Annotated in this window: 16 protein-coding genes; 1 reads left to right on the forward strand and 15 read right to left on the reverse strand. The window is 48.1% G+C overall.

All coding sequences use genetic code 11. The features are described 5' to 3' along the window. Positions 1–23: 23 nt before the first annotated feature. The 11 genes from ACTHMC_RS03540 to ACTHMC_RS03590 all read right to left on the reverse strand — a co-directional run bounded on the left by ACTHMC_RS03540 (position 24) and on the right by ACTHMC_RS03590 (position 14,043). On the reverse strand, positions 24–587 hold the full coding sequence (locus ACTHMC_RS03540; RefSeq protein WP_440410869.1) for an RNA polymerase sigma factor: 564 nt from the start codon (positions 585–587) through the stop codon (positions 24–26). Between the two features lie 247 nt (positions 588–834). Next, positions 835–1,359 (reverse strand): hypothetical protein, encoded by a 525-nt coding sequence (locus ACTHMC_RS03545; protein ID WP_440410871.1) that lies wholly within the window; start codon positions 1,357–1,359, stop codon positions 835–837. 125 nt (positions 1,360–1,484) lie between these two features. After that, entirely contained in the window at positions 1,485–3,065 is a 1,581-nt protein-coding gene (locus tag ACTHMC_RS03550) for a DHA2 family efflux MFS transporter permease subunit (RefSeq protein ID WP_440410873.1), read from the reverse strand. Positions 3,066–3,077: 12 nt separating this feature from the next. Next, positions 3,078–4,193, reverse strand: a complete 1,116-nt coding sequence (locus tag ACTHMC_RS03555) for an HlyD family secretion protein (RefSeq protein WP_440410874.1) — start codon at positions 4,191–4,193, stop codon at positions 3,078–3,080. A 30-nt stretch (positions 4,194–4,223) separates the two neighbouring features. Beyond that, the gene (locus tag ACTHMC_RS03560; protein WP_440410876.1) at positions 4,224–5,537 is read right to left on the reverse strand and encodes a TolC family protein; all 1,314 of its coding nucleotides are present in this window, start codon (positions 5,535–5,537) and stop codon (positions 4,224–4,226) included. A 126-nt stretch (positions 5,538–5,663) separates the two neighbouring features. After that, positions 5,664–6,236 carry a TetR/AcrR family transcriptional regulator gene (locus ACTHMC_RS03565; protein WP_440410877.1) on the reverse strand — a complete coding sequence of 191 codons (573 nt, stop codon included), beginning with the start codon at positions 6,234–6,236 and terminating at the stop codon, positions 5,664–5,666. Between the two features lie 85 nt (positions 6,237–6,321). Beyond that, entirely contained in the window at positions 6,322–6,834 is a 513-nt protein-coding gene (locus ACTHMC_RS03570; protein WP_440410878.1) for a DinB family protein, read from the reverse strand. Positions 6,835–6,844: 10 nt separating this feature from the next. Then, entirely contained in the window at positions 6,845–10,060 is a 3,216-nt protein-coding gene (locus tag ACTHMC_RS03575) for a CHAT domain-containing protein (RefSeq protein ID WP_440410879.1), read from the reverse strand. Between the two features lie 14 nt (positions 10,061–10,074). After that, on the reverse strand, positions 10,075–10,827 hold the full coding sequence (locus ACTHMC_RS03580; RefSeq protein ID WP_440410880.1) for a tetratricopeptide repeat protein: 753 nt from the start codon (positions 10,825–10,827) through the stop codon (positions 10,075–10,077). Position 10,828: 1 nt separating this feature from the next. After that, positions 10,829–11,398: an RNA polymerase sigma factor gene (locus ACTHMC_RS03585; RefSeq protein WP_440410882.1), complete on the reverse strand. Its 570-nt coding sequence runs from the start codon at positions 11,396–11,398 to the stop codon at positions 10,829–10,831. Between the two features lie 95 nt (positions 11,399–11,493). After that, complete coding sequence (locus tag ACTHMC_RS03590) at positions 11,494–14,043, reverse strand: hypothetical protein (protein WP_440410883.1); 2,550 nt, start codon at positions 14,041–14,043, stop codon at positions 11,494–11,496. A gap of 106 nt (positions 14,044–14,149) precedes the next feature. Between ACTHMC_RS03590 and ACTHMC_RS03595 the strand changes: the two genes are divergently transcribed. Next, positions 14,150–15,433: a cation:proton antiporter gene (locus ACTHMC_RS03595; protein ID WP_440410884.1), complete on the forward strand. Its 1,284-nt coding sequence runs from the start codon at positions 14,150–14,152 to the stop codon at positions 15,431–15,433. Positions 15,434–15,469: 36 nt separating this feature from the next. On the opposite strand, the gene ACTHMC_RS03600 is transcribed toward ACTHMC_RS03595, so the two are convergent. The 4 genes from ACTHMC_RS03600 to ACTHMC_RS03615 all read right to left on the reverse strand — a co-directional run bounded on the left by ACTHMC_RS03600 (position 15,470) and on the right by ACTHMC_RS03615 (position 23,284). Beyond that, a complete protein-coding gene (locus ACTHMC_RS03600; protein ID WP_440410886.1) occupies positions 15,470–17,275 on the reverse strand; it encodes a TlpA family protein disulfide reductase in 1,806 nt (601 codons plus the stop codon). Positions 17,276–17,277: 2 nt separating this feature from the next. Continuing rightward, on the reverse strand, positions 17,278–18,669 hold the full coding sequence (locus ACTHMC_RS03605) for a RagB/SusD family nutrient uptake outer membrane protein (RefSeq protein WP_440410888.1): 1,392 nt from the start codon (positions 18,667–18,669) through the stop codon (positions 17,278–17,280). 32 nt (positions 18,670–18,701) lie between these two features. Then, positions 18,702–21,983 carry a TonB-dependent receptor gene (locus ACTHMC_RS03610; protein ID WP_440410890.1) on the reverse strand — a complete coding sequence of 1,094 codons (3,282 nt, stop codon included), beginning with the start codon at positions 21,981–21,983 and terminating at the stop codon, positions 18,702–18,704. A gap of 134 nt (positions 21,984–22,117) precedes the next feature. Further along, positions 22,118–23,284, reverse strand: coding sequence for a FecR family protein (locus ACTHMC_RS03615; protein ID WP_440410892.1), 1,167 nt, complete (start codon positions 23,282–23,284; stop codon positions 22,118–22,120). Between the last annotated feature and the right edge of the window lie 65 nt (positions 23,285–23,349).

Here is a 23,349-nt window from a genome sequence, read left to right on the forward strand (position 1 = left end):
GGTGGTCCGAAAAATGGAAATTTTTAGAAATAATTGGCAATTACCAGGAGCAGGAAGGCGATTTCTCCTTTTTCGTCCAGGAAACTGCGGAGCGCTTTCTGGGCTTTGACCATATGCTCCTTAACGGTGTTTCGTGAAATACCAAGCTGGGAGGCCGTTTCATCGTAAGTTTTGCCTTCTTCCCGACAGAGCTGGAATACTTTCCGGCGCTGAGGGGGCAGGGATTCGAGCGCAGTTTCCAGCAAACGATCGTACTCTTTCAACTTGCCTGCATCCTGGATCTCAGAAGAGGAAAGGGTTTGCAAATGAAGCATTACCCTATTGCGCAGCTTGTTGTCTGACGCTATTTTCTCCAGGGTGTTGATAGCCTTGTTATGGCAGATCCTGAATAAATAAGAAGAAAAAGAAGTATGTAAAGTAACCTGATTACGAATGTCCCAGATCTTCATAAACACCTCATGGGTAAGGTCTTCCGCCAGGGAATTGTCTTTTACAAAACCCAGCAGATAGGCGTAAACAGGCTTATGGTAACGATTATAGATCTCTTCAAAAACCTTCTGATCCCCGCTTTGAAGAAGTTGGAACAATTGCTCATCTGTGTATGTGCTATAAAGAAGCATCAGGGGTATAGCAGGGTAAACGGTGCAATAAATCAGTTCAGCCTTGCGGAACAGCAGTTCGGCTTAGCAAAAATAAAGATAAGCGCTTTTTTCAAAATATATTATCGGGGTAAACAGGTAGAAAAGCCCCCGGTTCCGAACAACCGTTAGCCCCCAACACGGAAAACGCCCGCAGGCTTTCACCTGCAGGCGTTCATTATTTAGCCAGTTAACCTTAAAACTTAAAAGCTACACCAAGACGGGCATTGGTTGACCCGATGGCTCCGAGCTCAACAAAAGCTCCGATATTGTCGGTAATATAATATTTACCACCTGCAAAGATACCCAGGTATACACCACTGCCATAGCTGTTCTTCAAACCACCAGCAGTATAATCATCGCTCCAGCTGAAAGAACGGTATCCCAGGGTTGCACCGGCATACACATCGATCTTTTCATTTTCGATATTCAGCAGTGTATTGAAATGATAAGATCCCCTCGCTCCAAAATACAGGGCAGTGAATTTGTACTCACCAAATGCTTTGTATTTATGAGACAGGTAATCAACATTCAAACCAACACTGATATCTTCCGTTACTCCATATTCAAATGAAGCACCAACAGGAAGACCACCACTGTAATAAGAGTTAAGGCCCACGCCTACATTCAATAATTTATCACCTTTGGAATAGGCGCCGTTCTGAGCGCTCACAGCAAGGGAAAGGAACAGGGCAAAAAGTAAAACAGAGAGTTGTTTCATGACTAAAGAAAATTTAGCTGCAAAAATATCAGCCGGTACAACAGGTAACAATACCCGAAGAGTAGTATTTTAAAACTACTGGTTTCCCGGTAGTCATCATAACAACTTCAATAGCCCGTTTTATTTTAGTGTGCCGCTTCGGACAAACTCACTTTATTTTTAGAACGTTTCACAAACAAGACCACGATGGGCACACAAACCAGGAACATCAATCCTACATATAAAAACACATCCATGTACGACAATACAGTGGATTGCAGGTTCACCGTGCCTTCCAGCAGTTTGTAAGCAGAGCCTTCCGCCACATTCACGGGTTGCCCTTTCGCAATGAAAGATTGCTTCAGCATCTCCACCCTGTTCTGCACATCGGGATCATATATATCCAGTTTAGACACCAGTGTGCTCCGGTGCTGCATATTCTGCCGTGAGATGAATGTTGAGATCATCGCCACACCAAACGATCCGCCCAGCTGGCGCATCATTCCGGAGAAGGCTGCCCCCTGCCCTATCTGTTGCCCTCTCAACGTGGAGAGCGACATCACTGAAACGGGCACAGCCAGGAAACCCAGCCCTACACCACGCACCATCAGCACCCAGAAGAAATTATCCCCGCCTGTTGATGGAGTGATAATATAATAACAGCCCATACAGAAGAGGAAGAAAATGATGAACCCTCCTGCGATCAGCAGTTTCTGCGATACGCCTTTCTGGATCAGTTGCCCCACTATCGGCATCATAAATGCGATCATCAGCGCACTGGGCACCATCAGCATGCCCGTCTGCTGCGCATTCCATCCTAAAATGGATTGCGTATAAACAGGTATCACAAATGTAGATCCGTACAAACCGAATCCCATGATGAACGAGAGTATCACACCAATACGCAGATTGCTGTTCCCCAGCACCCGCAACTCCACAATGGGATATTTGAAGGTGAGCTGCCGCCAGATAAAGAAGAAGAAGCCCAGCACAGTTGTTACAGTAAGTACAATGATAGTTGTATTGTTGAACCAGTCTTCTTCCTGTCCTTTTTCCAGGATATACTGCAAACTGCCTACTGCTGTTGCCAGCAGGCCGATGCCCAGCCAGTCCACCTCAGAGGGCTTACGCTTGTCGGCATACTTCGGGCTTTTGATATACCGGAGAGTCAGCAAGGTGGCCAGGATGCCCACCGGGATATTGATGTAAAAGATATATGGCCATGCATACTGTTCGATAATATATCCACCGAGCGGAGGGCCGAGTGTTGGCCCCACGATCACACCCAGCATATAAATAGCCTGGGCCATGGCGCGTTTTTCTACCGGGAATATCTCAGTAATGATGGTTTGAGAGGTAACCAGTAATGCTCCGCCACCCAGGCCCTGCAGGAAACGGAATATGATCAGTTCATTGATCCCGGTGGCATTGCCACAGAGAAAAGATGAAACGGTAAAAAGAATGATCGAAGCCGCAAAATAGTTGGTACGGCCGAACTGCTGGGAGAGCCAGCTGGTCATGGGCACTATGATCACGTTGGCAATTGCATAGGCAGTGATCACCCAGCTCACCTCGTTGAGCGTAGCACCGAGCGTACCACGCATGTCGCTGATAGCAACATTCACAATGGTTGTATCGATGATTTCCAGCAGCGCACAGATCACGGCTGTAATGGTGATGATCACCCGCCGCGCTCCATACTCTACCAGTGAATTTTGATCTTGCATCTTTTTAAAAGATTAATTGAAAGTATCCAGGTGAATGTCCACGTCCACATTGAGACCTGCTTTCAACAGATTGACCAGGGAATCATTGTTGTTCGTAAACTCTATACGCACAGGAAGACGCTGCACCACTTTCACGAAGTTGCCGCTTGCATTATCAGGAGGCAACAGGGCAAAACGTGCGCCGGTAGCGGGAGAGAAAGAGCCTACCCTTGCTTCAAATTCATGACCGGGGAACGCATCCACTGCCACGATCACTTTCTGTCCTTCGCGGATCCGTCCCACCTGTGTTTCCTTGAAATTGGCCACAACCCAAACATCATCTCCCTGTACGATGCTGAACAATGCAGCACCTGCATTCACAAACTGGCCTGCACGCACATTCACTTTGGATATCTTGCCATCAGAAGAGGCGGTAACCACGGTGTACGACAGGTTCAGTTTTGCATCATCCACTGCCACTTCCTTCTCCCTGATAGCTGCTGAAGCCACACCGATCTGAGATGCAGTGGCATTGCTTTGTGAACTCACGGCAGTCACCTGGCGCGATGCCTGTCCTTTCTGCTGCTGCAATACCTGCAATTGTTTCTCGGCAGTCTGCATTGCAGCAAGCGCCTGTTCAAATTGCTGCTGGGTGATGGAATGGTCTTTTATCAGGTTTTCAAAACGTTTGAAATCCTCGCTGGCCCTCCATACATTCACTTTGGCTGTTTCTATCTGCGCATCGATGGTAGACACAGAAGCTTCGGTAGTGGCGATATTCGCATGCGCGGCCCCGGCATTGGCGCGCACCACTTCCAGGTTGGAGCGCGAAGTGAGCAATGCAGCTTCGGCCTGTTCCAGTTTCAGTTTCATATCCCTGTCGTCCAGGATCAGCAGGGTATCCCCTTTCTTCACCATCTGGTTGTCCTTCACACGCACTTCGGTGACATAACCGGAGATGCGGGGAATAACCGGACTGATATTGGCTTCTACCTGTGCATCATCCGTTTCTTCATGATGCTGTGCATGGATATATTTGCTGATACCATACCAGCCACCGCCCACCACCAGGATGGCGAGGATCACCGGGAATGTATAGCTGCGCTTTTTCTTTACGCCTTGTTTAGTATGTTCATTATTTGCAGACATATCGATATTTTTTATCCTTTAAGGGTTTCGTTATTTATGGGTTTGATTGGCCGTTAAGATACCAGCCTGCTCCAGCAGCGAGTTATAAGCCACTACTATATCGGCTTTTGCTTCTTCCAGTGCGATCTTCGATTCCAGCAGGGCCACATTGGCGTCCAGCAGTTCAGTGGTGGTCACCAGGTTGTTCTCGTGTTTGTTCCGGGTGATACGATAATTCTCGGTGGCGTTGATCACTGATTTACCCTGCACTTCGATCCGCTTTTGTGCAGAGAGAAAGTTGAGGTAGGCTTTGTTGATCTGCAGCCTGATATTATCGTTCAGCATCTCCTGGCTGGCGGCAATTTCTTTTTCATTGGCCTGTGCCGTGGCGATGCCGGATTTTGCTTTCCACAATGATCCGAGGTTGTATTGAACGCCCACACCAATGTTCACGATATTGGTGGCAGTAAGCAGTTTGGGAATATATCCCGCTGCATATCCACCGGTCAGACCGATGCTGGGATAGTATTCTCCTTTGGCAGCATTCAGTTCTGCGCCAGCTGCTTTCCTGCGCTGGACCAGTGCCTCTATGTCTTTCCGGTTGTGAAGAGCCTGTTGCTCGTAGGAGTCGATGGTTTCAGCCGTCAGCGTATGATCGAAACCGGTAGTATCCGGTTGGAGAGCCGTTTGCTCGGGCAGGCCCATCATCAGGTTCAGGCTCACGGTGGCGAGCTTGAGATTGTTCTCTGCATTCACCAGCGCCAGTTCGATATTGGAGGTCTGCAACTGTGCTTTCAGCAGGTCGTTGCGGGCCATCAGTCCGTTCTTTTCCAGGTTGCTGAAGTCTTTGTCTCTTTGCTGCGACTGATTCAGGTTCTCCTTCACCAGTCTCACCGCTGAAATAGATTTATACAGGTTGCAGTAAGCATTGATGGTATTGAGCACCACTTCTTCTTTACTGTAATCAGCATCTGCTTCAGCAGCTTTCTCCAGGAACTTTGCAGACTCAATACCATAGCGGATCCTGAGGCCTGAGTACAGTGGCATATTCAGAGAGGCCATGCCATACATCGCCTGGTTGGGCTTTGGGAAAGCAGTGCTGCTTCCACCATCACCTCCTGTTTTGAGATCGATATTAGGAGAAGTAAGGAACATATAAGCTCCGCTTACTTTCACATCGGGCAGCCGGTTATCCAGCGCATGTTTCAGCTGACCGGTAGCTGCTTCGATCCTTGCTCTGTTCACTTTCAGCTGTTTGCTGTTCTGCAAACTCAGGTCTATCGCCTGATTCAATGCCAGGGGCATCGGTTCCTGGGCCTGCGCGGCAAAGGAACTCACTATCGCCAGTCCTAAGCAAAACGCCATCAAAGCCCTTTTCTGTGTTGCGCGCATATTCATAATAGTTAAAGCATAAACGGGTTACTGCCTGTATGTACAGGCCATGACAATCAATCGATAAATGAATAAATATTCAGCTGTGAAGCAAAAAAATCAGTCTTTGATCCCATCCCAGCACATTCCGAACATGGCTTCCTTGAATTCCGGTGTGATCCTGAGATTATTGTAGGTGCAATGTTTGACAAGGTCACGTACGCTGCCTTTCACAAAGAGCATGATCCAGCTGGCATCCACCTGCTTGATCAGTTTCTCCTTTTTTCCCCGCTCGATCAGCTCGCGCCAGGGCAGCATCCTGTCTTTGGTTTCTTTCCTCGTGTCCTCTGAAATGAAGGGGGAATGGAAACACTGTTCAATAAACACCAGCTCGTCGAAATGCTCAATGGAATAGCGGAGCATATTCATCCAGATGGTGTGGAAGGCTACTTTGAAGGGATCAGAAGGATTGTAACCGGCAAAATAATCCCGGGTATAATGATTGGCGCATTTGTCGAACAGCTTCACGATCAGCTCATCCTTATTGGAGAAGTAGATGTAAACCGTGCCAGTGGCGAACCCTGCCTTCCGGGCAATCATGCTCATGGTAATGCCCGCCAGCCCCTGTTCCTTCACCAGGGCCAGGGTCGCTGCAAAGATCTCTTCTATTTTTCCTTCGTCTTTCGGTTTCACGGCACAAAGTTAAATGAATAAATATTCATCTAAAAAGAAAGAGAAGGTATTTTTGTTAATGAATTGTTTTTGGAAGGAGCAAAGGCTATTTCCCCTGATTTGCAGGGTTCTGCTCATAAGTAGGGCCGTACAAACCCGGTACTTTATTACCCGTTGCGCGCAGGTAAACGATCATTTCGCCGCGGTGATGATAGATATGATTGAAGAGAAAACTGCGTGCTACGACGCCTCTGGGCATTGGCCCGATCACCACCCGCTCCCCTATCTTCATGGTCCATTCGGTCAGTAAGTCTTCTTCTTTAATGGATTGCAGGGCCGTCCTGGCCAGCTCCACATTCTTTTCAAACAACGCCAGGGTGGCCCGTATATCGGAAGTGGCGCCACGTTCCAACGTGTCGGTTGACAGATCATATACATCCTTCGTAAGCGTTCCTACATACCAGTAATAGATAGTTGCAATATGCTGGGCAAGCTCGCCCATGGTCCAGGATATGGGAGAAGGTTTGAAATCGATGTCTTTTTCCGGCACAGCCTCCAGCAGTTTCCTGGTGCTGTTCACTTCATATTCAAATTCCCCGGACAATGCTTTCAGTATCATAGTTTATCTTTTAATCTGCGTTTCTGAATGTACGACGCCTTACCAGCAGCAAAATTAATACCACCAGAGCCACTCCTCCAATAACCCAATACCACCTGAAACTCTTCTCATACACGGCGGCATCATCTCCCATCAGCATCAAACCGGCCCAGTAATACGGGTGCGCCATCTTATCGCCTTTTGATTCCAGCAATTTCAGTTTGGCTTTGCGCAGCGCTTCACTCTTACTGTATCCTTTAGAAAGAAGATCGTAGAAATCCGTGATCACCTGCATGCTTGTTTTCTCATCTATCTTCCAAAGGCTCATGATCACACTTTTGCAGCCCGCATACATAAAGCTATGCGATAAAGATAAAACGCCCTCTCCTTCCTGTAAAGCACCAGCGCCGGTTTCACAGGCGGTGAGCACTGCCAGGTCAGCACGCAGCTGCATGGTATAGATCTCATAGGCATGAAGATAGCCGTCATCCGTACCGGAACTGTCATCTGCCTGCGCAAAGTATAGCCTCGAATGCAGCTGGTCTGCATCATTGATGCTCGCATGTGTTCCCAGGTGCAATAAGCAGTAACGGGCGGCAGAGGCTTTGAACACGCTTTCCTGCGCCTGCTGCTCAGCATAAAGATCATTGGGGATCAGCTTTCCGATCTTTTGAGCAGCAAGCAGCGCAAAAGGTTGCCGGTGCAGATAGAGGTAATCTTCAGAACCGGTTGCCGCTGCCCTTTTACGGTAAAGATCTTTCATTTCATCTGTAAAAACCGGAGCAAACAACAAAGCCTTCTGCTGTTCATTCTGGTTAAACCCATTCCTGAACTGAATGGCGCTGCCAGCAGATAACAGATAACTGATATTATAGTCGCGTATCAGATATTGCATGGCTGCAAAACCGCCCGCAGGTTTCTGTGATACCAGCAAATCAAAATTGAGATAGAAAAGGGGGCCATCAGGAACGATCAGCAAGCGTTTATGTGCAACTGCACCAATTTCAGGCTGCAGCAAACGATTGTATAATCTGAAAGCCGGAGCTCCAAATGCTTCAGCAGACAGATCGTTCAGTTTTTGCAACGACTGCACATCTTTCAGTGCATCAGCAGGTATCCTTTTCATGCTGCAAACAGTCTGGTTCACCACCATTACAAACACCCATTTACCTGTTACAGCGTATTCCACCAGGGTTTCCTCATTCTGAAGAAGTATTCTCCTGATGTCAGCAAGGGGAAATGGCGTCAACCGGTATTTTGCAACCAATGCCGTATTGCCTGATCTCCTGATACTGTCCTGAAATACTTTATAGGTTTCCATCGCAGCGGTAAGCAGGTGCAGCAAGGAATCCGATTGCCTGTTGCCATTCAGGTATTGTGCATTCAGCTCCCCGATCCGTTTACGGAACCCATGATCGCGCACAGAAATCGCATCGGCACCACTGGCATTCAAATCCACCAGCAGATTATTGGAAGCAAGCCGCATCAGCAATGCCTTGCTCTGCTCACTATAGCCAAGCGCTTTCTCAACCATTGTCTGCCTGCTGCCCGCTGCACTCAGCTCCCAGCAGGTTTCAATAGCAACAGCATATAATTGTTTATGCACTGCCGCCAACTCTTTCAGACTTGCCTGTGTTCTGAAAGCAGCCAGGTGCACCGCAATAAAATCACTGTACATGTCCGTCAGTTGCAGGATGTCTGTGGCCTGCGATTGCAACCCGGACGAAGCAAACAATTGTTGCATCACTTTCAGGCGGTGAACCATGTATAACGAAACCGTATAACTGAATGGCAAACGGGCAATCCAGGCAGCACTGGCAGCCAGTTTCTTTTCTCCGGTCAACTCAGCAAATACACTGTCTGAATAAGCCAGCGCCTGGACGGGTTTACCGGCCGACAAATAAATTTCACTGAGGCCCTGCAATTTATCCGCTATTCCATCATTCCCTTCAGGATAGATATTCCGGAAAGCCTGCACCAGTTCTTTATAGATAAGAATGGCATCCTCCTGTTTTCCGGTTGCTGATAGAACATCTGCCAGAGCCTTACGGGTTTGCAGCGCCAGCCTGGTTTGCAAAGCGCCTGCCTGTTTAAAATGCTTCAGCGAAAGATTGTAAAAAGAAGCGGCCTTATCATACTGCTGCTGTTTCAGATACAGATCTCCATAAAAAGATTCCACGTAGGCCATTCCATTGAAATCATCCGCTCCATGCTTCTGCTGCAGATTATAGGCACGTTGGAATAATTGTCCTGCTTCCTGGTACCGTTGCAGTTTTGCTTTATTATCCGCCAATCCGGTAAGTATTTTGATCATACCTGCTTCTTCTGCACCATAGATGGTCTCAAACATAGCAGTGCCCCGGCTCAGGTACTGCTCTGCCAGAGAATATTCATTGATATAACTGTACAGATTGCCCAGGTTCTGATAAGCAGTAGCGAGCGAGAAACCATTATTCCTGGTCCTTGTATAATTTTCCAGCTGAATGTCCACTGCCTTCCTGCGATGATAAAGTGCCTCCTCAAATTGGAGCAATGCCTCGTAAATATTACCCAGGCTATTATGCATGATGCCGATATTTCGATGCCCGGCGGGATAATGCAGCTGCATCACCCGCTGCAGCTCCAGTCCTTCTTTCAGAGCCTGCTGGTAGTGCTCGCTGTATTGACTGATATAATAATTTGTCTGCAGAACACCCGGCATATCCGCTCCATCTGCTCCCTGCAATTTCAGGTTGAGTTGGTAAGCGCGATCTGCCCAGGACCTGGCCTGATCATAGTGGTCCTGCATCAGGTAATGAATGGCTGTATTATTGTAGAGGGCCACTACATGCCTGTTCACCGTATCAGGGAAAGGAACGGCCTGCATCGCCTTCTTTAAATAAGCACTTGCTTTTGAAAATTCCTGTTGCTGATTCAGGATCTGGCCAGCACGACTATACACCGCTACTGCTGCCTGACTTTTTGCGGGCAGTTGCTTCAGCAATTTCATAGCAGTATCCAGCACAAGCACTGCCTGTGCTGCACTCACTGCATCCCAGCTGATCAGGGCCTGCTGCGCATAGGCCAGCACCAGACTGTCTTTTTGCCCGGACCGCCTGTAATTACGGATAGCCTGTTGAGCGAAATAATCCGCACTGTCGAGCCTGTTTTCCTTGTATGATTTTACAGAGCGGTCAAACGGTGATTGCGCATATACATGTACGTTACAATTCAAAATAACCAGTAAGAATAAATATACTGCACGCATAGAAGTGTAGGTATTTACTGTTCCAGTTCTGCCAGGAGTTTGCGGGCATCTTCACGGCCCGGTATTTTTTTGAGCAGGCGAATGGCATTGATCCTGTCACTATTCTTCAGATGGATGAGCGCAAGGTACCAGCCGGCATCCTCACTGAAAGAACTGCCGGGCTTTTCAGCGAGTGGCGACAATATTTTTTCCGCTTCACTGTTTTGCCCCTGGTTGAGTAATGCCATGGCCATATAATATTTCAACGTATCCGAAGAAACCCCTGCCCTGGCCAGGCGCTGCCATTTCTGAAGAGCGGTCTCGTATTTTTCTTCCTTGTAGCTTATCATGCCATCATAAAAGAGGTAGCTGGCAGAATCGGCACTTCCCATAGCTACCGGCAGGCCGGTATCCGGGGTGAAATATGCGAGAAAGAGGCGTTCATCTTTTCCGGCTTTCGGCCATAACACCCAGGTGGCAGCGATGAGCAGTAATAGCACTGCGGCGGCGGCCCACCAACGACGATACAGAAGGATAGTTTTACCGGATGCAGCTGGCTTCCCGTTCTCAACAGCTGCATGGAATGAATTAAGTTTGCTTTCCAGGGAGGCTTCTTGAATTCCTATGATCAGGTTTCTCACTTCCTCCACTTTCAATCTGAATGGAAGATCTGATTGCATGCGTTGCTCCAGTTCCTGTTGCGCCGGTGCGTTCAGCTGTTTGGACAGATACGCTTCAATCAGTTCAAGCTCCTCCTGTGTTATTTCATATTGTGGATGATTGGCCATATTATTTTAACTTGTTGATCACCGATTCCCTCAGTTGTTTGAGGCAGCGGTATTTATTGTTCTTTGCACTCTCTTCCGTCCAGGAAAAAAAGGCTGCGATCTGCTGCATCGACTGCTTTTTAAAATAGAACAGCTCGAGCAGGCTCCTGCAACGCTCTCCGAGTGCTGAGAATTTCTTTATCACTTCATCGATGTACTGGTTGGTTTCGGTTTGTTCCATTCCGTCAGTTGCAGCTAACAGTGACTCATCTCCGAGTGGTATGATTTGCCTGTTTTTGCCCGCACGTAACTGGTCGATCCATTTGTTTTTAGCCACGCGGAAGAGATAGGCTCCGTATTCATTTTCATTGGCCGGCTTAAAACTACCGAGCTGTACATTACGCCATACAGCCAGAAAAGCTTCCTGGTAAAGATCCTTTGCGTCCTCGGTACTTCCACTGTTCCGAGTGATGTATTGTTCTACTCCCCGGTAGTTGTTGCTGTAGAGATTTTTCAGCAGCTGTTCGTCAGAGGACTCAAGAGTCTGTAAAAAAGTGATGGATGAAAGCAGATCAGTGCCGGATTGGGCCATCAAGGGCGAAGTTTGCAGCTAAACTACTTTAAATTTCAATCCCTGCCGTATTTTCATCCATCACTATCCAATTAATTCGTCATTTATCAAGAGGGTCAGTAGTAATATGTTACTTCTGCCATTACCGATGTACCATACAATTCCCGGTACCGGGCAACCCATTCCGCTGAACTGCCGGAATTACAACCGCTGGGCGGGCCGGTGCACCAGGTGCGGCTCGTGCTGATATAGTAATTGCCTCCTTTTATATCTTTGGTTTCCGGATAAGTGCTGTAATAAGTGGGAGGCACTTTGTCTTTATCCCATGAATACACATACTCATTATCTCCGATGTTTATGATGCCTGTAAAGTTGTAGAACCTTACGCGGTATTTTTTGGCAGAATCCTCCACTTTGAAAACAGCCACCGGGTAGGTATAGCAATTTCCTTCCGTCCAGCAACCATTCAGGTAGGTCAGGGGAACGTGAATGATCTTTTTCTTTTCATCATTCTCGATCTTCACCGTGCCACTCACTTCATCAAAAAGACGGAAAGTGGCTTCATCTTTTCGTTTGGAATAGATCCGTGCTTTTATTGTTTCCGTGCTTTGTTTCACATCTTCATCTTTGCAGCTGTAGGTGACTGTATTTTTATCGTAGGTGGTAACTGTTTTTGCATTTTCCAGATCCGGAGCCGAAAGTCCTCCATGCTTGCCAGGTGTAGTCCAAACGATCTTGAAATCGATCTGGCTATTGGGTTTGATATCATTCACACCATCCAGCCTTTCCAGGTACATCTTCACTTCATTGGCAGATCCTTTCCTTCCTGAGAGCGTGATATCCTTTGGCAGCATCCGGTATTTGTATTTCCGGACATTGATCCTTGCCGTGTCTTTACCAATCACCTTATCGCCCATCTTCGCCGTAACATAAATGTATTCCCAGTTATCACCATCACTCAGGTCTGCAGATTTGGCGGTACAGTTATAGAACACATCTTTATCTGCGCTTCCGAACGCTTTACCCTCATTGCCTTTGGTATCTTTCAGGTATCCGAATTTGCCGGAACTGCTCCATTCAAAGAAAGGATGGGTATCACCACCTGTCTCTGCCACATTCTTGATCTCTGCTGTGATCTTCTGCTGGTCGAGCGGGATCATTTTGGATTCCCTGGGACTGAGTTTCACCTGTCCGCTACGCGCCTTTACTTCCCATTCTTCCATCTGGTGCGAGCTGCTCACTGCATAGAGCATACGCATATAATCAGTGCCGAGTATGGCGGCATTCACCACTTTCAATATGCCTAATCCTTTCTCCGTGAATTTCGGGATATCCACTTTCGGCTGGCCGATGGAATTGCCCAGTTTTTCTTTTACCAGGTATTGGGTAAGCTCATAGGCAGCCAGGATCAGGTCTTCCGTAAATTTATCGGTCACATTGGAGCTGAGGCCTGCCAGTGCTTTGTAGGCAGCCTGCTTGTAATCACCTTTCTTGATCTCTTCATATACATCCGGAGCAGACTTGATGAATACATCGGTCTTATCGATGAAACTTTCCACCGGACCGGAGCCGATATCGATTCCCTTCCCTGCCAGGCTTTCACTCCATCCCATGGTTTCCATGATCAGTGGCATCATGAAATCGATGGCGAAAGTTTCCACTTCCAGTCTTGTCTGTTTAGCGATCTCTGAATTGGTAATGGGTTGACTGCTATATGGAACGCCTGGCCCTACCACATGCACTTTCCAGATCACTTCGCTTTCCGTGTCGTTCAGTTCGAGTGTAACAGGACCGCTTTTAGCGAGGAAGATATCATCACCCTTTCCTTCGATCAAAGCGCCCAGCTGACCGGTGAGACTGGTATTGGCTGCGGCCGGATCGATGGCCAGGTCCTTATCAGCCGCAGTATTGCTGTTGATATCTTTCAGGATCACATGCTCATCGCCATTATTGAGCCTGTATTTCATTTTGTACAGGAAAGCATGGGCACGTCTGCGGTAATTATTATGGAAACTCAGTTGACTGAGCTCACTCTGGAAAAGCTGTACACCACTCTTGAAATCCCCTTCATCCACTATCAGATCTGAGGGCTTGCTATTGGCAGCTATGTCAACGGGATTGCGGTCAACCTTCAGGGCTTCCATTGTTTTCCTCAGCGGAGCAACAAAAGCAGCTTTGGACAAGATCAGCGGGTCATTGTTCCAGAGGCCGGTGAACTCCGCGATCCACTCGTTCACACCCGGCAACTGACCGATCTTATTGATGAATATTTTGGTGACGGTATCTGAGCGGTATCGTACGCCATATGCCAGGTAGAGCAATACTTTGGCTGTTGATGCAGGAGAAAGATGAGGAGTACTGTCTGTAATGAACCCGGCCATCAGGGGTTTATTTTCCTTATCAAAAAGCCAGGCGATATGAGGCGTTGCTTTCAGGTCGAATGCCTGTGTTTTTCCACTTTTGCTCACCTCGAAAGTCTGTCCGAAAGAGGACAGCTGTGCGCCGCTGAGATCAAAACTCACGCCGGATGGCAGCTGGATCTGCACTTCTTTCGCTCCAGCCACGGGCGGGACCGGCGGCTCATCATAATCTTTGTCTTTTTTACAGGAAAGCCCAGCCAGCAGCAGGCTGAAGACCATCAACAGAAAGCGGTAATTACGTGTCATTGTCATTAGTTTGAGAAAGGTTTGCTTGTTCTTATCTCTGTAATCGGACAATGAGGCAAAAGGTCATCAGCGTTTTTGAAATATTTATTTATCTTATTTTAGTCCCATGGAAAACTATACCGTCATCCTGGTCCTGTTGGGCATTATGGTAATCCTGAGCACCATGGCAGAGAAAATAAGAGTATCTGCCCCCATCATCCTTATCCTTGGAGGAGTAGCCATCGGCTTTCTACCCTTCATGCCTGAGATGCAGATCAATTCAGAGATCATCTTCCTGCTCTTCCTGCCACCGCTGCTCTATGATGCGTCTTTCAAGATCCCGTTTGCCGGCTTCAAGGCCAACCTCGGCATTATTTCATCACTGGCTTTCAGCCTGGTGTTTGCCACTACCGCAGGCATTGCCGTGATCGCCCATTTTCTCATACCCGGCATGACCTGGCCACTGGCCTTTGTGCTCGGCGCCATCCTGGCCCCTACCGATGCAGTGGCTGCACTGAGCATCACTAAAAGCATGAAGCTTTCTCACCTGACCACTACCATTCTTGAAGGGGAAAGTCTGCTCAACGATGCATCTGCACTGGTTGCCTACCGGTTTGCCCTGGCAGCCTTGTCCGGCTCCGCTTTTGTCTTCTGGAATGCATCACTCACCTTTTTGATATTGCTGGTGGGAGGTTTTGCAATTGGACTGATCATTGCAAAAATACTGGGTCTGGTACTCAGACTGATCCGCCACAATTCCATAGCCATACTGAGCCTGCAATTGCTGGCCCCCTTCGTTACCTACCTGGTAGCGGAACATTTTCATACATCGGGAGTTATTGCTGTAGTGACCTTGGGATTCAGTATGAGCCGTTTAAGCGCCATGCGTTTTCCGGAAACCCTGAAAACTCAGTCTGCTACTATCTGGGACATGATCACCTTCATGCTGAATGGACTGATCTTTATCCTGATAGGACTGGAACTGCCGATAGTAGTGAAAGAACTGAACAACGACCAGTTGCTCATCTATGCCGTATATGGGTTGATCATCACCATTGCCGCACTCTTCCTGAGAACGCTGAGCGTATTCCTGAATCACCGGAAACTGCACAGGGGATTCAACGATCCCAGGATACAGTCCTCCCGGAGAGCTATTCCTGCAAGCATCCTGTTAAGCATTCAGGAAAGCATGATCATCAGCTGGTCAGGCATGCGTGGCATTATTTCGCTGGCCATCGCTATCGGTCTTCCAACGGTGGTGAACAGTGAAGAATTTCCATTTATGAAAAGTGTGATCATCTATATTACAACTGTAGTGGTGTTGCTGACTATTGTAGGACAGGGATTGCTGCTGCCATTCATTGCGAAGTCAAATCCGGAAGAACAGTCACAAGGTTCTTTTGAAGCATAAGCAGTTCAACACCTTTATCTACAAACCCGTTCGCTTTCATTTCTGTAACACCATATCAATCTGCAGCTTCAGCTTCGTTTCAATATCCGCTCCTTCAAACCCAATATTGCTGAACTCGATCACCCCTTGCCGGTTGATGATATAGGTGGCTGGAATTACACTGAATTTGAATTTAGCTGATACATCAGGGTCTGTATTGTAATACACAGGAAAACTGTATTTGCGGTTACCGGACCATTTCTGCGCATCAGCCAGGGTATTGCGGGAACCACTGTTCACTACCATGAACACGATATCCTGATTTGTCTTATAAGCATCATACAGCTTCTGCAAATAAGGCATTTCTTCCATGCAAGGCCCACACCAGGTAGCCCAGAAGTCGATCAGGATCACTTTATTTTTCAGGGCATTGGTGTCAACAGGTTTTCCATCCAGGGTGGTGAAGTGCCTGAGCGAAGGAGCAAGCCTGCTGATCCTTTTTTTGATCACTTCTGCCGCCATCAGTTTCAGACGGGCATCCTGCAATTGTTGTAAGCGGTCCGGCTGGTTGGTTTCCCTGAAGAACCAGGTGGCATTACCGGCAGTCTCTTTATCAACAGATGCTCTCAAAGCTGCATCGATATTTCCCTGAGCTTCGGTTATACGGCCACGTTTGTAATTGATGATTGCCAGCATAGACAGCAGGTTGCCGCGGGCGGTACTGTACACTTCCCGGCGCATGCTGTCAGTAGTGTAAGGATATACATACCCTGTTTCCGGCCAGTACCTGATCAACCCAACCGGGAAGCTGTCTGCCATCGCTAATGTATAGTTCGCATACCAGGCAGCGCTGTCGAGTGCCAGGTTATTATCCAGGAGTACCTGGGTAATATCCTTGTAGGTTCCGGGAGTAAAAGGGGTTTTCTTTTCCCTGGTCATAAAACCTGCATGGTACAGGGCTTTGGCGCTGTCTTTCTTTGCAGCATATATTTTAAAAAGATGGCGGTGAATATCTGAAAATGCGTCCGCAGTTTCGCTGGTCTCATTTTCCAGTGCCTTTTCAAAAAGAGAAATTTTTGTAGCTGTATCTTTTTCCCTGGCGATCTGCATTGCGTAATAATCCCAGGCAAGTGGCGATCCGGCATATTTTTCCACCACCACTTTCCGGATGCTGTCCACCCGCTGCGGTTCACCGATGATATGATACCCCATGGTCACTTTATCAAGGTTGCCACTGGTTGTTGGCGCAGCATAAAAACGGTCTGCAATCACTTTCAGCGCCTGCTGCCTGAACTTTTCCTTTTGATGACCGGAAGCAGAATTCATCTGGTTGGTCAGCAACCTGAGCTTTGCTTCATAGTTCCAAGGATACAGCTTCAGTTCTTTTCTGTACTCTGCAGCTTCCGCAGCGGCAAGCCCCGGTGATTTACCGAACTGCTGCGCCAGGCTGTACCCCCGGTACAAAAGGGCATTGAGCACAGGAATTTTCTTTTGATCATACACCATAATTTCGAAATGCCCGGTGGCCGGCTTTTCCGTATGCTCCCCCGCTTCCAGGAAGAAGCTGGCAAAGCTTGCATAACGCTCCAGGAAAAGGGAAGTAGTCCAGACATTACCCTTCTTTTCCATCCTGATCCGGTAAGGCAGGTTATAGAAATTGGAAGTACTGAATACAAGCGTTACTTCAGTGGCCGCCGTTGTAATCTGGCCCGCAGCAGCTTCTCCACCTTTTACCTCCGGATCAAAAGTAACGGTAACGGTTTGTCCGCGCTGAGGGTATTCCGGTGTGATGCTCACTCTCTTTTGTGCAGCAACAATCAGTACAACCATTGAAGCAATGGCTGTACTGATAATTCTTTTCATCCTCATTTGTATCCGTCGTTTTGACTGAGATGAATATTTGTTTTACGTGCATCGGAAGGAATGGGATACAGGGTATCCGTGGCCTGCCAGTTGGCGCTCTTGATGGGCTGCAACACGGCATTGGACCTTCCTGTACGTTTCAGGTCAAACCAGCGATGGCCCCACTCTACAAACAGTTCAACCTTGCGTTCCTGCTCAACTGCCAGCAGCAGTGCACTCTTGTCGAGACTTGTGGGCAATGCAGTCAGCCCGGCGCGGATGCGCACGGAATCCAGGTCGGCGCGGCCATCCTCCAGTTTATCCTGCTGTATCCTGGCTTCTGCACGTATCAGGAACTGCTCAGCCAGTCGCATCACCATGGAGTACTCAGTGAGTGCAGCACCGTTATTGGTGCGGATCTTATACTTATAAGGGAAATATACAGTAGCACCGGATGATAATTTCCGGAAGCCCGTCCAGTTAGCTAAACGAAGGTCATTGGCTTCAAACTTTTTGATCAGGTTGGTAGTATCGAGCCTGAACAAAGGAGTACCCGTGGGCGTGGCCGGCGTGGAGGTAAAACCTTCCCAGGTATTCCGGCCCAGTGCTGTATTCACCGGCATCAGTTGCCAGATAGCTTCACGGCTATTGGCCAGGAATACTGCATTGAGGTCTTTCAGTAATGCATACTGATTATTGCGAAGCACATCCGAAGCTTCTGTTTCAGCGAGCGGCCATTGCTTCGTATACAGGTATACCCGTGCCAGCAATGCAGTGGCAGCTGCCTTATTGGGCCTTACGCGGTTACCGGAAGGGTAATTGTCCGCCATCAATGATTTGGCTTCCTTCAGATCTGTGATGATCTGATCATACACCAGCGCTGTTTTTTCACGAGGCTTCACACCATTGGCAACATAATCCGTATTGGTGATCAGGGGTACATCTCCATACATATTCACCAGGTAGAAATGCAGGAAGGCGCGCATAAAATAAGCTTCGCCCAGCAGTTGGTTCTTTACGGAAGGCGTCAGCGCCGTAGCTCCGGTCAGGCCTTCAATGCAGGAGTTAGCATGATAGATATAGGAATACTGATCCCTCCACATACTCTGCACATACTGGCTTGATGGCAGCAGTGTATTTTTCAGGAATACATCATAGTTCTCGAATCCCGTATAATAATACATATCATCGGCCTGCATGGCGGTGAGATAGTTCATCAGCACATTGGCATAGAAATAATTGAATGAGTTCATATTGCTGTACAGACCTACCATGGCGGCCGTAGCAGTTTTATCATCAGTGAACACCAGGTCTGCCGCCAGCTCATTCCTTGGCTGAGTTGTTTCCACAAACTTCTTGCAGGATGACAACCCGGTCAACAGCAGCAGCGACAGTAAAATATAATTGCGTTTCATACATTCCTTTTTTTGATTGATTGAAGTACCGTTTAGAAAGTGAACTGAAGACCTGCCGTGATGGTTTTCAACGGCGGCATCACCAGCCCCTGCGTTTCCGGATCAAGGCCATCATACCCGGTAATGGTGATCAGGTTCTGCCCCAGCACATACACGCTCAGGCTGTTCAGCTTGTAGCGTTTCACCAGCTTAGAGAGATCATAGCGCAGGGAAAGATTCTTCAGCCTGATATAACTGGCATCGCCCCACATGGCGGAAGACAAACGGTAAAAATCATATACAGAACCGGCGGCAGTAGTGCTTGCCTTCGGCACGGAAACAATATCATTGGGCTTGCGCCAGCGCTCGCCTGCATCTACTGTGGCATTCTTAAGAGAACCTGGCTGCTGGGACAAGTAGCCATAATTGATATTCTTTCCTTCCTGTTTTACAAACTGGAAAAGGAAATCAAGCTCAAATCCTTTGTAATTGAAAGTGTTCCTGAAACCGCCATAATACTCCGGCATGGTCTTGCCCAGTATCACGTAATCATCAAACTCTGAAATGGAATTTGTTTTGTTGATATCTTCAAATTCAGGCAATCCTGTTTGGGGGTCGATGCGGTTGAACTGATATCCCTTCACAATAGTGAGTGATTTATCCAGTACCAGCAGGTCCTTGTAACTGGAGGACTCAAGTCCGGGGAACGACTTCAGTTTATTCTGATTGATGGTAAGGTTGAAGGCTGTTTTCCAGGTGAAATCCCGCCCTTTGATATTGGTGGTGTTCAGATCAAATTCCCATCCTGTATTGAGCACCGTAGCGGGAAAATTGGCCGTGATCTCTGTAAAGCCCACCTGTGGAGTGAGTGCAAAATCCAACAGCTGGTTATCTGATATATTCCTGTAGAAATTAGTGGTCAGCAGGATCCTGTCCTGTAAAAAACCCAGTTCCAGCGCAGCTTCCAGCTTCCGGTTCTCTTCCCACCTGAAAGAAGGGTTGGCAAGCCTTGTGGGATAGATCCCTGAAACTCCGTCATAAGCAAAGGAAGTAGACTTCCAGGTTTCAAGGTACCTGTAATCGTCAATCTGGTCATTGCCTGTTGTGCCATAACTGGCCCTCAGCTTTCCATAGCTGAGGATGCTGTTATCCGGGAAGAAGCCTTCCTCTGTGAATAGCCAGGCGGCGCCCACTGCGCCGAAATTACCAAAGCGATAACCCGGACCGAAACGGGTGGAACCATCGCGGCGGAAAGTGGCATTCACGATATATTTTTCTTTCCAGTTATAGTTCAATCTTCCGAAGAATGAGTTGTAATGGTATTTCTTGTAGAGGGTCGGACGCAGGGTTACTTTCCCGGCGGAGCGTATGTCTTCCAGCAAGGCATCGCTTGAAAAATTCTCGCCTACAAAACTCTCTCCCTGCCTGATGTTTTCCTGCCAGCTGCCACCCGCCAGTAGTTGAAGCATGCCTTCACTGATCTTGCGGGAATAATCCAACTGTGGCTCGATGATATAGGACGATACTTCACTGTTCCCGAAATAGGTCATGCTTCCTGTAGAAGTAACCGGGTTGAATACAATATTGGGATACACCTGTAACTGGTCCATATTGGTTTGTGTATAACCAAGACTCGTCTTCAGGTTCAGGCCGGGCAGCACGGTATACCGTACTACGGAGTTTGCCACCAGGTTCTTTGTTCTGTTAGTGGATCGCCTTTGCAGGTACGCTACCGGATTTTGCTCCACGTTGAACCAGTAGAACTTTCCGTCATCATCATAAATGGGATAGTTGGGGGCAAGATTGTAAAAAGAAGTAATATCGGAAGGAAGTGATCTATCCTTAGTTCCTGAATAATTCACTGATGCAGTGATATTGAATTTCCTGTTCAGGCTGCTGTGGTCGATATTGAGATGCACTGCGCCACGCCGGAATGGAAGCTCATTGGGCAGTACCGTAGTTTCATTCCGGTAAGAGCTGCTGAGGAGGAATTTCGTTTGTTCGTTACCGCCAGATACGGAGGCCTGCACCTGTGTGATGTTGGCAGTATTCCCGATCATCATGTCCTGCCAGTCTGTGGTCTTGTTCTGGTCCCATAACAGCAGGTCAGGAGCTGAAGATTCATCAGGCGTTTTCCCATCATTGGCAAACGCCTCTTTACGCAGGGCAATATATTCAGGTGTACTCAGCATATCTACCATATTCACCACTTTACTGGCGCCCGTATAGATATTGAAATCGAACTGGGTTTTGCCGGTCTTTCCTTTGCGGGTAGTGATGAGGATAACACCATTAGCCCCTCTTGATCCGTAAATGGCAGTAGCATCGGCATCTTTCAATATATCCACCCGCTCTATATCTGAAGGATTGATGGTAGCAAGCGGGCTTTGATTGCCTCCTGCGCTGGTGAACTGATCAATGGACTCCGAAAAGAATGGTACACCGTCTATGATGTACAGCGGATCATTGCCTCCACCGATAGAGTTCCTGCCCCGCAGCATCACAGAATAATTGGAGCCGCGGAATCCACTGGATGAAGCTATGAAAAGTCCTGGTACCCTTCCCTGCAGCGCAGCCAGTGGATCAGCTACGGGTTGTGAAGCAATGTCTTTATTTTTTACGGTTGATACACTGCCCGTATTGCTCCTTCTGACTGCAGTTCCATAGCCCACCACTACCATCTCATCCAGCGCATTGGCGGAAGGGGCCATTACCACAGTCAGTTCTTTCTGATCTCCCAGTTTCAGTTCATATGTTTCAAATCCCACGAATGAGAACACCAGTGTCTGGCCCGGTTTGGCATCTATCATAAAATAGCCTCTGATGCCTGTGGCAACAGAAATGGGGGTCCCTTTCACAGTAACGGTGGCACCGGTGAGAGGATCTCCGTTATTATCTTTCACATAACCCGTAAAAGGATCGGCTGCCGCAGCAATCGACAACGTATTTTTTGCAGGATCGCTCTTCGGTTTCTGGCGGATAAAGATGGTTTGGTTCTCGATGGTATATTCCAGTGGCTGATTGCGCAACACCTGTTTGATAAAGCTCTCAAGCGGTTGTTTGTTCGCCTGCACATCAACAGGTTTTGACTGGCTGATCTGGTTGTTGTTCCAGACAACAAAATAGCCTGTTTGCTTTTCGATCTCGGCAAAGATCTTCTTCAGTGGCATTTCCTTACCTGTAAGGGTCACCGTTTGTGAAAGCCCCCTTGCGGAAATGGACATACTGAAAGCAAAAAGGAAAAAGGCGGTCAGTTTCATTGTTTTCAGAATTGTTTTGGTACTCAGGCCGCGCCAGACAATAGCAGCCTGGTCACAAAGCGCTTTGATTTGCATAACTTCGTAACAGTTTTGGGTTGAACAATAAATAGCAGTTGATCCAAAATTTCGCCGGAAGTGCTCGAACCACTTCCGGTTTCTTTTTTGTATAGGATAGGGTACGGATTGATTATACTGTAAGAATGAATTGGTTAATACACTACCAATTTCCTTCCTGCTTCGATCCTGAACTGCACACCCATACCGGCCATACCGTTCAAAACCTGCGACAGGCGCAGATTGCGCTGCATCTTACCACCGAAACGGATAGAGGAAGGTTGCTTTTCGTACACAATGTCCACATCGTACCAACGCGCCAACTGTCGCATTACCGTTGGCAATTCAGCGTTGTTCATGTCAAATACCCCATTCTTCCAGGCAAGTACCTGGGCAGTATCTACCTGATCGTTCACACTGATCCTTCCTTCCTCTATCCGGGCCTGTTGCCCCGGCCTGAGGGGTTGCAGCCTTCCGGATGCGCGAAGGTTCACGGCTCCCTGTGTAAGGGTGGTGGTAATGGCAGGTTCATCAGTATAGGCGTTCACATTGAACAGGGTACCTGTTACTTCTATGAAAGTATTTGCAGGAGCCTGCACCCTGAATGGTTTGTTACGGTCCCTGGCCACCTCAAAGAACACTTCCCCTGTTACCTGCACCAGCCTTTCAGTCCCGCTGAACCTGGTAGGATAGGTCAGGGAACTGGCGGCATTCAGCCAGGCCCTGGTACCGTCTGGCAGCAGCAGTTGAAATTGCTTTCCCCTGGAAGTGGCAATTGTATTATTTGCTGTTTCACCAGAAGCCGGTCCCTGCGCTTCATACCGCAACGATCCGTTCTCCAGCACAGCAGTATTGTTGTTTTCAAGCGCCACTACACCGTTCTGCAAACTGTCCAGCACAATGGTTTTTCCATTGGCCAGTGTGAGCACAGCGCCACTACTGCCCGGTACAGCATCCATGGATGCATCAACAACCAGCGGATCGGTGGAAGCATCCAGCTTTCCATTTTTTAAATACAGAACGTACAGCCCCACTCCTGCCAGCAACACCACTGCCGCGGCCGCATACCAATAAAAGCGGCGCAATTGCAGCGTCCGTTGCTTTGGCCGGAACGCAGTGCTGATCTGCCGGTACATCATTTCTTCCTGGGCATCCATGCCGGATGCAGACTGGTCTGTATTCACCAGGGTTTCCAGTTGAGCCTCCAGCCGCTGGCTATAGGTTTCATCCTGCAGCAACTGCTTCCAGCGCAGGAACTCATCCTGCGTCATCCTGTCTGCCAGGTACTTCTGGAACAGCTCTTCAAAATCATTTCCGGACATATGCATTATTTAACGTTGATGACCTGGCCCAGAGCGTGTATATGTATGGACGTAAAACAGGGAAA

The organism is Pseudobacter sp. (assembly GCF_051955275.1).
Classification (GTDB): Bacteria; Bacteroidota; Bacteroidia; order Chitinophagales; family Chitinophagaceae; genus Pseudobacter.

Coding starts and splice junctions, on each gene's coding strand:
- ACTHMC_RS03545 (WP_440410871.1), bottom strand. CDS start 1,359: ATGAAACAACTCTCTGTTTTACTTTTTGCCCTGTTCCTTTCCCTTGCT.
- ACTHMC_RS03550 (WP_440410873.1), bottom strand. CDS start 3,065: ATGCAAGATCAAAATTCACTGGTAGAGTATGGAGCGCGGCGGGTGATC.
- ACTHMC_RS03555 (WP_440410874.1), bottom strand. CDS start 4,193: ATGTCTGCAAATAATGAACATACTAAACAAGGCGTAAAGAAAAAGCGC.
- ACTHMC_RS03560 (WP_440410876.1), bottom strand. CDS start 5,537: ATGGCGTTTTGCTTAGGACTGGCGATAGTGAGTTCCTTTGCCGCGCAG.
- ACTHMC_RS03570 (WP_440410878.1), bottom strand. CDS start 6,834: ATGATACTGAAAGCATTGTCCGGGGAATTTGAATATGAAGTGAACAGC.
- ACTHMC_RS03575 (WP_440410879.1), bottom strand. CDS start 10,060: ATGCGTGCAGTATATTTATTCTTACTGGTTATTTTGAATTGTAACGTA.
- ACTHMC_RS03580 (WP_440410880.1), bottom strand. CDS start 10,827: ATGGCCAATCATCCACAATATGAAATAACACAGGAGGAGCTTGAACTG.
- ACTHMC_RS03585 (WP_440410882.1), bottom strand. CDS start 11,398: ATGGCCCAATCCGGCACTGATCTGCTTTCATCCATCACTTTTTTACAG.
- ACTHMC_RS03590 (WP_440410883.1), bottom strand. CDS start 14,043: ATGACACGTAATTACCGCTTTCTGTTGATGGTCTTCAGCCTGCTGCTG.
- ACTHMC_RS03595 (WP_440410884.1), top strand. CDS start 14,150: ATGGAAAACTATACCGTCATCCTGGTCCTGTTGGGCATTATGGTAATC.
- ACTHMC_RS03600 (WP_440410886.1), bottom strand. CDS start 17,275: ATGAAAAGAATTATCAGTACAGCCATTGCTTCAATGGTTGTACTGATT.
- ACTHMC_RS03605 (WP_440410888.1), bottom strand. CDS start 18,669: ATGAAACGCAATTATATTTTACTGTCGCTGCTGCTGTTGACCGGGTTG.
- ACTHMC_RS03610 (WP_440410890.1), bottom strand. CDS start 21,983: ATGCAAATCAAAGCGCTTTGTGACCAGGCTGCTATTGTCTGGCGCGGC.
- ACTHMC_RS03615 (WP_440410892.1), bottom strand. CDS start 23,284: ATGTCCGGAAATGATTTTGAAGAGCTGTTCCAGAAGTACCTGGCAGAC.